The organism is Vibrio sp. 10N.286.51.C3, assembly GCF_003050065.1.
Classification (GTDB): Bacteria; Pseudomonadota; Gammaproteobacteria; order Enterobacterales; family Vibrionaceae; genus Vibrio; species Vibrio crassostreae.
Window position 1 is genome coordinate 281,126 of sequence record NZ_PIGC01000006.1, and the last position, 11,069, is coordinate 292,194.

General features: G+C 43.4%; 9 protein-coding genes. 6 read left to right on the forward strand and 3 right to left on the reverse strand.

All coding sequences use genetic code 11. From position 1 onward, the window contains the following. Nucleotides 1–107 precede the first annotated feature (107 nt). Genes CWO27_RS09060 through CWO27_RS09070 form a run of 3 tightly spaced genes read left to right on the forward strand, consistent with a single transcriptional unit; the run spans nt 108 to nt 5,307 of the window. A complete protein-coding gene (locus CWO27_RS09060; protein WP_107898879.1) occupies nt 108–1,196 on the forward strand; it encodes an efflux RND transporter periplasmic adaptor subunit in 1,089 nt (362 codons plus the stop codon). Continuing rightward, on the forward strand, nt 1,196–2,251 hold the full coding sequence (locus CWO27_RS09065) for an efflux RND transporter periplasmic adaptor subunit (protein WP_102478853.1): 1,056 nt from the start codon (nt 1,196–1,198) through the stop codon (nt 2,249–2,251). The genes CWO27_RS09060 and CWO27_RS09065 overlap by 1 nt, the downstream gene beginning before the upstream one ends. Continuing rightward, entirely contained in the window at nt 2,248–5,307 is a 3,060-nt protein-coding gene (locus CWO27_RS09070) for an efflux RND transporter permease subunit (RefSeq protein WP_107898880.1), read from the forward strand. The genes CWO27_RS09065 and CWO27_RS09070 overlap by 4 nt, the downstream gene beginning before the upstream one ends. A 167-nt stretch (nt 5,308–5,474) precedes the next feature. Here CWO27_RS09070 and CWO27_RS09075 read toward each other — a convergent pair whose 3' ends face one another. Then, the gene (locus CWO27_RS09075; RefSeq protein WP_102433333.1) at nt 5,475–6,212 is read right to left on the reverse strand and encodes an EAL domain-containing protein; all 738 of its coding nucleotides are present in this window, start codon (nt 6,210–6,212) and stop codon (nt 5,475–5,477) included. A 576-nt stretch (nt 6,213–6,788) separates the two neighbouring features. After that, nucleotides 6,789–7,424, reverse strand: coding sequence for a hypothetical protein (locus CWO27_RS09080; protein ID WP_102433334.1), 636 nt, complete (start codon nt 7,422–7,424; stop codon nt 6,789–6,791). A gap of 252 nt (nt 7,425–7,676) precedes the next feature. Here CWO27_RS09080 and CWO27_RS09085 point away from each other — a divergent pair, with 252 nt between their 5' ends. From CWO27_RS09085 to CWO27_RS09095, 3 genes are all read left to right on the forward strand, one after another. After that, complete coding sequence (locus CWO27_RS09085) at nt 7,677–7,922, forward strand: DUF2164 domain-containing protein (protein ID WP_065675359.1); 246 nt, start codon at nt 7,677–7,679, stop codon at nt 7,920–7,922. A gap of 153 nt (nt 7,923–8,075) precedes the next feature. Next, nucleotides 8,076–8,615 (forward strand): cytochrome b, encoded by a 540-nt coding sequence (locus CWO27_RS09090; protein ID WP_102433335.1) that lies wholly within the window; start codon nt 8,076–8,078, stop codon nt 8,613–8,615. Next, the gene (locus tag CWO27_RS09095; RefSeq protein WP_102433336.1) at nt 8,612–9,181 is read left to right on the forward strand and encodes a YceI family protein; all 570 of its coding nucleotides are present in this window, start codon (nt 8,612–8,614) and stop codon (nt 9,179–9,181) included. Before CWO27_RS09090 ends, CWO27_RS09095 begins: the two co-directional genes overlap by 4 nt. A 309-nt stretch (nt 9,182–9,490) precedes the next feature. On the opposite strand, the gene focA is transcribed toward CWO27_RS09095, so the two are convergent. Beyond that, nucleotides 9,491–10,942, reverse strand: a complete 1,452-nt coding sequence (gene focA / locus CWO27_RS09100) for a formate transporter FocA (protein WP_107898881.1) — start codon at nt 10,940–10,942, stop codon at nt 9,491–9,493. Nucleotides 10,943–11,069: the final 127 nt, after the last annotated feature.

Genomic DNA, 11,069 nt, shown 5'->3' on the forward strand with positions numbered 1-11,069 from the left:
GAAATAAAAAATACTGCACAAGTGGAAAGTAAAGCTTGAGAATTCTTTAATATTAAATATACTGCCCATCTGTGTAATAAATCATAATAATTAAATGGAGAGACATCATGCAGTCCAATTTGTCTATCAATGCCATATCGAGCAAGCGCATGGGAGCTGTTATTGCAGCACTATTGCTCGCAGGCTCTCTAACTGGATGTGACAAAGTTCAGTCAGAGGAAAATGAGCAGGTAATCAAGCCTGTAAAGCTGTTCGAAATCCCGCAACAGACTGATATTGATCTTGATAGCTTCATTGCAAAGGTTGATGCAACCGACCGTGCGGCACTTTCTTTCCAAGTGGGTGGCGATATAGAAACATTCGATATTCGTATGGGACAAGAAGTGAAGAAAGGTCAGGTGTTAGCCGTATTAGACGCGACGGATTACAGTATTGCCGTTGACGCAGCCCAAGCTAAATTTGATCTTGCAAACAGCCAATACAAACAAGCTTCTGAGTTGTATGCAAAAAAGCTGGTCAGTACCGATTACTACGACCAAGCCGTGAACACCTTTACTGCCGCTGAAGTTGAGTTGGATCAAGCAAAAACAAACCTTGGCTACACTACCTTAGTTGCTCCATTCGATGGTGTGGTATCGATGGTGTTTGGAAATCAATATCAATTGATTGCAGAAAAGCAGCCTGTACTGAATATCTTGAATCACAGTGAAATGGATGTGACGTTTTCAATTCCAGTATCAAAGCTTGAAGACCGTTCTATTCAAGACCTAACGAGCTCAAACATGTGGGTTGTGATGGACAGCCACCGCGGCATTCGTATCCCGACTCGCTTTAAAGAAATCTCAACGCAACCAGATGAAGACACCAACAGCTACCAAGCGGTTGTGTCTATCGAAAAGCCAGAAGGCATCAATCTACTTTCTGGCATGACAGCGCAAGTTGAAGTTCAGAAAAGTAAATCTGACTATGGCATTGGTATTGTGGATTCAGCTTGGTTAAACAAAGACGCAGGCCATGGTGAACTATGGCGTTATAACCCTGACTCTCAACTGATTTCTAAAGTACAAGTCCTTCTTGATGAGCAAGGCAAGGTTATCGACGGATTGTCGTCTGGCGACCTTATTGTTGAAGCAGGTGTCGATGTGTTATCAGACGGACAACAAGTAAAAGCTTGGCTTCGTGAGGGCGGTATTTAATGAACCTTTCAAAATTATCAGTCGTTGTCGCGTCGGCTCTGTTACTTCAAGCCTGTAACAATGAAGCTGTACACCGTGAACAACCGCCTTTGTTGGTGTCTACCTTTGAAGTTGGCGCGCCGCTGACTAATCAGTTCAGAAGTTTCAATGGACAGGTGATGCCAGCTGAATTGACTCCTTTGGCATTTAAGCTATCAGGTGAGATTCAACAAGTATTAGTAGAAGCGGGTGATAACGTCGAAAAAGGGCAACTATTAGCAACCTTAGATAACGCAACGTACCTCCAAGATCTTACTGATGCTAAATCTCAATTTAAACTGGCGAGCAAACAGTTGGCCCGTGGTACGGAGATGTTTGGCAGTGAGATGTTATCGCAATCAGAACACGATCAACTGACTGCTAACTACAAGCTGGCGTCGGCGAATTTGGCGGCTGCAAAACGCAAGCTAAGTTACACGGAGCTTTTAGCGCCATTCCCAGGAACAGTTTCAACGGTTGATAAACAGCGTTTTGAAAACACGACACCAGGTGAAACGCTTCTTAGTTTGTACCAGAACGATAAGGTCTACGTACGAATCCAAGTATCCGATTCGATCTTAGCGTCGATCAGTCCTGACATGCGTTCAAGTAGCTACCGTCCTGAAGCGACCTTTGGTGGTAACTCTAGAGAATATCCTCTGACGTATCTAGAGCACACCAGTGAATTGCACCCACAATCACGTACATACGAGTTTTGGATGCAGATGCAACAACCTGAAAGTGAAATTCTGCCGGGTACGAGCGTTACAGTAAATGTCGACATGGCAAAAGCAGGCCTAAGTGATGTTCAAGGCTACCAGTTGCCGATGACGACACTACAAGCAGGCGCTGAAGCGAACCAATTTTACGTGTGGAAAATGGAAGACGGACAAGCATTCAAAAGCGAAGTAGAAGTCGACAAGATCAGTGGACAAGGCGCATTAATCGCTCATGGCGTTGAGCAAGGTGACGTACTCGTAAATTCAAATCTAAGAAAACTCCGTGACGGAATCCAATTGTCAGGAAAAGCAGAATGAACATCGCAGAATATTCAATAAAGAACAAAGTAATCAGCTGGCTGTTTCTCGTCATTTTGGCCATTGGCGGTGTGACGTCTTTTGGTAATCTATCCCGTTTAGAAGACCCAGCTTTTACCATTAAAGATGCAATGATTATTTCAACTTACCCTGGCGCTACGTCTATGGAAGTTGAAGAAGAACTGACTTACCCGCTTGAAAAAGAGATAAGACAGCTCCCTTACATCGATAAGATCACATCGACCTCATCGAATGGTATGTCTCAAATTATGGTTAGCATGAAGATGGATTACGGTCCGGATGAGCTACCACAAATCTGGGATGAAATGCGTCGAAAGATCAACGATCTACAGCCAACGCTGCCTAGTGGTGTTAACTCTGTCCAGATCATCGATGATTTTGGTGATGTGTTTGGCGTGATGATCATGTTGACAGGTGATGGCTATGATTACGTAGAGCTAAAACAGTACGCAGATTATCTAACTCGCGAAATTGAACTGGTTGAAGGGGTCGGCAAGGTAAGTATTGCCGGTGATCAACAAGAGCAACTGTTCGTTGAGATGTCACTAGAACGTTTAGCCGCATTGAACTTAGATATGTCGACTGTGACATCACTGCTCGCACAACAAAACAGTGTGGTATCAGCGGGCGAGGTGATGCTAAATGGTCAAAGCCTAGCGATCAAGCCAAACGGCACATTGAGCACGGTTGAAGAGCTAGAAAACCTGATCATTCATGGTCGTGATACGGGTAACCTCATTCGTTTGAAAGATGTCGCTGAAGTGACTCGTGGTATTCAAGAAAAGCCGGGCAATGTATTAACGTACAATGGTAAACCAGCGATCAACTTAGGTATTGCTTTCTCTTCAGGCGTAAACGTGGTTGAGATTGGTAATGCGCTTGATGCGGAACTTGAGCGCTTAGAAAGCATTAAGCCAGCCGGTGTTGAGTTGAATTACTTCTATAACCAAGCGCAAGAAGTAGACAAATCAGTCGCTGACTTCTTAATCAGCCTCGTTGAAGCGGTAGCGATTGTTATCATCGTACTTCTGTTCGCAATGGGCTTACGTAGTGGTTTGATCATCGGTTTAGTACTGCTACTGACGGTGTTCGGTACCTTCATCTTGATGGACTACAACGATGTTGAACTGCACCGTATCTCGTTGGGTGCTTTGATCATCGCACTGGGTATGCTGGTGGATAACGCGATTGTTGTCGTTGAAGGTATTTTGGTTGGCTTGAAGAAAGGCAAAACCAAGCTTCAAGCAGCGAAAGACATCGTGAAGCAAACACAATGGCCATTGTTAGGTGCGACCATTATCGCTATCACAGCCTTTGCGCCGATTGGTTTATCGAAAGACGCGACAGGCGAGTTCATGGGCTCACTGTTCTGGGTATTGTGTTTCTCATTGTTCTTAAGTTGGGTTACGGCACTAACACTAACGCCATTCCTTGCTGAGATGTTGCTAAAAGAAGAAGACAAGGTCGATGAAAACGAAGACCCTTACAAAGGTATCCTGTTTGTTGTATTCGGCGCGTCTCTGAAATTAGCATTGCGCTTCAGATGGTTAACGGTAGTGAGCATGATTGCTCTGCTAGCTGCATCAATTGTTGGTTTTGGTATGGTGAAGCAACAGTTCTTCCCGCCATCAAACACACCGATGTTCTACGTCGACATGTGGATGCCAGAAGGTACCGATGTTCGTGAAACGATCAAGCAGACTGAGAAGGTTGAAAGCTACATTCGTCAACAAGACGACGTAGAGTTTGTAACCACAACGGTTGGGCAGGGCATGCAACGTTTCGCTCTGACATACCAACCAGAGAAAAGCTACGAAGCTTACGCCCAGTTGCAAGTAAGAACGACTGACCGTGACACTATGTTTAAGGCTCTAGCGGCGCTAGACAAAGACTTAGCAAACGAATTTGAAAAACCGACGTTCCAATTCAAGTTGATTGAGTTTGGCCCGTCACCAGCTTCAAAAATTGAAGCGCGTATTATCGGCGCCGATCCACAAGTACTGCGTAATATTGCGGTTGAAGTCGAAGATATCTTACTTGCCGATCCTGGCTCTCGAAATGTGCGCAATGACTGGCGTGAACGCACCAAAGAGCTCGTGCCACTGTTTAACGAATCAAAGGCACGTCGCCTTGGCATTTCAAAGGCGGATCTGTCTGAGACACTACAGATGGCGTTTGGTGGTTACAACATAGGCTTATTGCGTGATGGTACGCACATGTTACCTATCGTGGCACGCCTGCCTGAAGAAGAGCGTTTTGACTTTGAATCACTGAACAATGTGAAGATTTGGAGCCCATCACTGCAAACTTACATCCCAGTTGAGCAAGTGATTGATGGCGTCGAGCTTCAATGGTCTGAGCCACTGATTCAGCGTCGCGACAGAAAACGTACGCTAACGGTATTGGCTGATCACGATGTTCTTGGTGATGAAACGCCAGCGAGTCTGTTTGCTCGAGTGAAACCAAAGGTAGAAGGATTAGATTTACCAGAAGGCTACAGCATTAGCTGGGGCGGTGAGTACGAAAGCTCTAAAGATGCGCAGGAATCTCTGTTTGGCTCACTGCCAATGGGTTACTTGCTGATGTTTATCATCACGATGCTTCTGTTTAACTCGGTTCGCAAGCCGCTTGTGATTTGGTTTACGGTCCCGCTCTCTATCATTGGTGTTTCAATTGGTTTGTTAGGTACCAATATGCCATTCAGCTTCACGGCGTTCCTAGGCTTATTGAGTCTAAGCGGCATGATTTTGAAGAACGGAATCGTACTGCTTGACCAGATCAACAGTGAGCTACAAACAGGTAAAGACCCATATTTAGCGGTTGTCGACAGCGCGATCAGTCGTGTACGACCGGTATCTATGGCAGCACTTACGACTATCTTGGGCATGATTCCCTTGGTATTCGATGCATTTTTCGGCTCGATGGCGATTACCATCATGGCAGGCTTAGGCTTTGCTACAGTACTAACGCTAATAGTAGTACCAGTGATGTTCGCTATTCTATATAGAATCAAACCGTCCACTGCGGGTTATTAGGGAATGATATAAAACAGATTCTTTTAAGCCAGCCCAGTCAGTTTTGACTGGGCTTTTTTATACGTGTGATTTGACGACACGTGAGAGTGGCAAAGGGTACGAATAGATAAACATTAAAAAAGCCGCTTACCAATGGTAAAGCGGCTTTGTCGGAAATAGAGGCAGTGCTAGATTGCGAGGCGTATATCCAACTCAATCGGTTTTGGCATGGCCAAATGATAGCCTTGATACATATCGAAGCCTAGGCTCTGCATCGCTTCGAGTTGTTGTTGGGTTTCTATGCCTTCAATCACTGTCTTTGCGCCAATTTGGGTTGCAAGATCGAGTACCAAGGTCATTTCTTGAGTTTCACCTTGTTCAAAGTCCAACATAACAGAGCGATCAATCTTGATTATATGAGGGTTGATATGGCGAACGCGCTGCTCGGTTGATGCTTGTGTTCCGAAATCATCGACTGCTATTTGAAAGCCATTATCTGCAAGTGAGAGGGCTGCGTCTTTTAAACGCTCTTCGCTTTCGACATTGAGTTCAACCAATTCCATTACAATTTGCTCGCACGAAAGGTTGAGCTCGTGAAGGCGTTTGGCTAGCAAGCTGTCACTTACTTTCTCTGCAGCAAACAGCTCACCTACGTTTGGAAGAACGTTCAAAAACAGGTTTAGATGACGAACATTTGATTGCGCAAAGTTGCGGATATGAATTGCTCGGCTCAACCTCTCTACATTAATTTTGTCTGTGCATGAGGTTTCGTCTGAATGGAAGAAGTGATCGGGACGAACGGTATCACCTTTGTTATTTGAAATGCGCACCAAAGCTTCCACGCCTATTTGAGTCATAGAAGAATCGAATATAGGCTGATAGACACTTCTAAGCGTCAGGTCTTGGTATTTCGCAATGAACTGCATATCAGCATCTACGGATATACAGCTAATAAATTCACTTCTGTCTGATAAAATCATAGTCGCTAGTAAAGAGGGCTTATTCAATGGCGGACGTAAATGTCGCGGCTGTCACAATATTGACAGGTGTAAGTAAATTGTCAATTAATAAAAACTCATTTGTAGAGTCAATATTTAAATAAATATAATTAACGAAAAAACAGCATGATAATTGATATTAGTCATTAAAATTACTTATCATTCACCATTAATAATGATTATTGTGAATTTAATCCCTGAGTAATCTATCTCATATCAACGTCAATCAATATATGTTTTCAGCGCTAATACACCAGGTAAAAGTAGGGGCAAAGCCTTAAGTTATGGGGGAATGTCAAAGTTACGATATTAACAAACAGCTCTGTTTGCATATAAATGATATCTACTTCTCAAAATATCAACGATGAGCGTGTAAGTTATTCTTTTAAAGAAGATAAACTTTGATTGATTATTGGGCAGGGTTTGAATTGGGTCTTATAAAGTATTGGGATGAAGGTCTAACTATTTACTTTAAAGATGGAGTGAAAAAGTTGACCCATATTGTTACTGCCATTGAAGTACGGCATAAAGTTGCAGGTATTTACGAACTAATTGTTGATTTCCTGACCGTTTGAGAGGATGTCCGAATTTAATAAAGCAAGGGCTGATTTTAAAATTACTATTTAATTCAGTGGCGAATTGAGAATCACTCTCTCTTAGCGTGATGCCTTGTTGGCTATATTCAGTGATCTCGTCTGGGAGTTCACCCATCCACCAATGCAATAACTCACCACTGTTTTTACTTCGGCTAATCCAATGGTCGGAAACAATGATCAAAACGTCACTCGGTTGAATAGAAAATCCATACTCTTGTTGCCAATTATGGATGTCCAACATCAATTTTCTGCGACAGGTTTTCCCTGCACTCACCATATGATGACTGATCATCCAAACCGTACCTATCTCAGAAGATATTCGGAAGTGTCGAGGCGTTTCGCCAGAGGAGAGCATTTCAAGTGGGCTGATGTTGCTTGCGTGATTAAAACTAACGAAGGTGTGCTCCATCCGGCGGGCAAATGCCTTACCTATATGGTGCTCACTGATCCCTTGATTGTGTACTGTCGGGTAGTGGCGTTCACAGAGCTTTAGGCAATCGTCCTGAAATTGATTAACGCTTTTAATCACTAGATCTAATAACAATGAAGTCCCTTATACACGGTTACTATCTTATTGATGGGCAATAGTACGGTAATTGTGGCTCCGTTACCTATCGTCAAAGTGTGAGTTCTTGATCTCTCTATCAAAATTAGCCATTGCCACGTGATTTTATGGATAGCACTGGCACTTCAATGGTCTGTATTCTAAATTATGAGGAATTCTAGTTAGTTACCACGATTATAGTCTAGTTAGCTAATAACGATTTATCTACTTACTCTTTACTTGGAAACATTCATGACTATTCAATTAGATTCGAAGCAAAAGTCTGAGCTTACCCATGCCCTTCAAAAGTACATGCAAGATGAACTTGATGTAGAACTCGGTCAGTTCGACACGGAATTCTTAGTCGACTTCATCAGTAAAAAGTTTGGTGCGGTCTACTACAACAAGGGGATAGAAGACGCTCAAAAGGTGATGGAGCGTAAGATGTTAGACATCTCTGATGAGCTTTACGAGATTGAACAAATCGTTGAAATTTAATGTTAACCCCAAACTTGTTCAAATAATTTGAATAACTCGTTTAATTTGAAATGATGTTTCCAATGTAAAGCTTGGTAAATACTATGTTACACAAACTCGGTGTAGGGTACGCTTTGCAAAACTTCACCACTCGTTAACATTCGGAAGAGATGCATGGACAACAACGTTAGAAATTACAACCCTTTAGCAAGAGCGATGCATTGGATTTCAGCACTCGCAATATTTGGCTTATTTGGTGTAGGCCTGTGGATGGTTGATCTTTCATATTACAGCGAGTGGTACAAAACAGCACCAGACTATCACCGCTCGGTAGGCATTCTTTTGGCTGCAGTTACCGTTATCCGCTTGGTTTGGAAATTGGTTACCGTGTCACCTAAGGTGGAAGGTAAAAGCTATGAAGTTGCTGCAGCGAAGATCGCTCACGGCTTTATGTACATTAACTTAGCGGTTTTATTTATTTCAGGTTATTTGATTTCAACATCAGACGGCCGCGGGATCGACGTATTCAATTGGTTCACTGTACCAAGTATGGGTGAACTGTTTGCAAACCAATCTGATCTCGCAGGAACGATTCACTACTATGCTGCATGGGTACTGATCATTATGGCATCAGTGCACGCCTTAGCGGCGATAAAACACCACATTATCGACAAAGACGATACGCTACGAAAAATGATAGGAGCTTCAAAATGAAACAGTCAATTATCGCTACAGGATTAGCATTTGCAATGGCAATGCCTTTCGCTGCGAACGCCGCTGATTACGTGATTGATACAAAAGGTGCGCATGCTTCAGTTAACTTTAAAGTTAGCCACCTAGGTTACAGCTTTATCCAAGGTCGTTTTAACACATTCTCAGGTGACTTCTCATTTGATGAAAGCAACGTTGAAGCGTCTACAGTAAACGTAACGGTTGACACTACAAGCCTTGATTCAAACCACGCAGAGCGTGATAAGCATATCCGTAGCGGCGATTTCATCGATGCTGGTAAATTCTCAGACGCAACATTCAACAGCACAAAAGTGGTCGATAAAGGTGACGGCAAACTTGAAGTTATGGGTGACCTTAAACTTCACGGCGTAACTAAGCCTATCGTTATCGAAGCTGAATTCATCGGTGCTGGTCAAGACCCATGGGGCGGTGAGCGTGCTGGTTTTGTTGGTACAACTCGTCTAGAGCTTGCTGACTTCAACATTCCAGTAATGGGCGCTTCAAGCTACGTAGATATGGATCTACACGTTGAAGGTGTAAAGAAGTAATCTAGCTATCAATAGTTGCTGACTGGTATCAACATTTTTAGAAACATCAAAAGTTTGGTCGATATCAACTAGCAGGTTAGTTAGAAAAAGAACAAGTAGCTAGAAATAGAGAAAGGCGCAAAGTAATGACTTTGCGCCTTTTTTATTGAGGTAAATGGCCACGCGTTTAGATCTGTTTTGTGTCAAACCTTGAGTTGCGTTTTAAGCCTCCATTTACTTCTAGCCAGTCAACGTTGCCATGACTGATTTATCTAGCTGAACTACTAATCCCTAATAGTTCAGCTTTAGATTAGTTCAGCTTTAGATTAGTTAAGCTGTTTCTAGTTCAGCTTGTGGAACCACGTTTAGGCGGTCGCCGTAAATTGGACGTAGTGCTTGCATCACTTCAATGCGAGTCAACACACCCACCATTACGCCATTTTCTAGCACAGGAAGCATATGTGGTTGGCTCACTTTCATCGCTTTTGCACGCTCTTCTAGAGAAAGAGAAGTCAGGCGAGTCGCGAAGCCCATGCTTGTTGTCGGGTAAAGTTGCTCTTTGTCGATGCATAAGAACTCAGCAACGTCTACTAGCTTGTCGTTTGCATCGATAGCCACAACGTCACGGCTCATTAAGTCTACGACTTTCTGGCCTTTAGTTGGGATGTAATCTTGGCACCAAAGATCCACCATTACGTCATGAACAGAGAAGATACCAACCAGACGACCTTCAACATCGCAAACAGGAGCGCTAACAAGTTGAGCGTCTAAAAGTGAATCAATTGCCACTGATGTAGGCATTTCTACGCTTAGTGTCATAGGCTGAGTGTTCATGATTTGGAACATAGTCGTTGCTGTGTTCATAGTAATTTCCTTAACTGACGTAATTTCTGTTGTTTGTGTAATAGCGGTAATTTTTGCTGCTTTAAGTTGTGGGCGACGGTAAATGCTCCAATTGGCTAAGCCGACCAATACTGAACCACCTACGATGTTGCCGATTGTCACTGGTATTAAGTTCGCGGTGACAAATTGCATGATGTTTAGGTCTGCGTACTGGGCTGGTGTTGCGCCAATTTGCATCCAAAAACTTTCTGGTGCGAATGCTTGAATCGTGATGCCTAGTGGAACCATGAACATATTCGCCACACAGTGTTCAAAGCCTGAGCTTACGAACATTGCTACGGGTAGTACGGTCATCATTGCCTTGGTCATTGCATTAGCAGAGCTGAACGTTAACCAAATCGCTAAACACACCAACAAGTTACAAAGCACACCTAAAGCAAATGCTTGAACAGGGCTGTGGTGTAGCTTGTGTTGAGCAATGTTCAGAGCGTTTAAGCCCCATTGCCCGCCATCCAGTTGATACAGACCTGCTGCGCTTACCAAAGCTAATAGGAACATGGCACCGATAAAGTTACCGACATACACCTTGCCCCAGATAGACAGCATCTTAGTGAAGGTGATCTGCTTGTTAGCCCATGAGATGCTTGATAACACTGAGCTGGTAAACAGCTCTCCACCACAAATCACAATCAAGATCAAACCCATACTGAATGCAAGACCGCCGGCTAAGCGACTCAATCCCCATCCAGCATCAGCGCTGCCCGTGGTTACCGTGATGTAGAATAGAAAAGCAAGCCCGATGAATGCGCCAGCCATGATTGCTAAACTCAATGTCATGCTGCTGGTTTTATTTGCTTTGCTTAATGCAAACTTCTCTGCTTCCGCCATCATTTCTGTTGGTGAGAACAGTTGATGATTTTCAGAAGTGCTGGTTGCCATATCCCCCCCTTGAACAATCCGTCATGTGTAATTCCTAGTATTAATGACTTGGTTAATCCGTAATGGTTAATCAATTGTGTTTTGCAGGGCTTCTTGTGTCCTGCCATTCCAGATTAGGGCGTTGAGG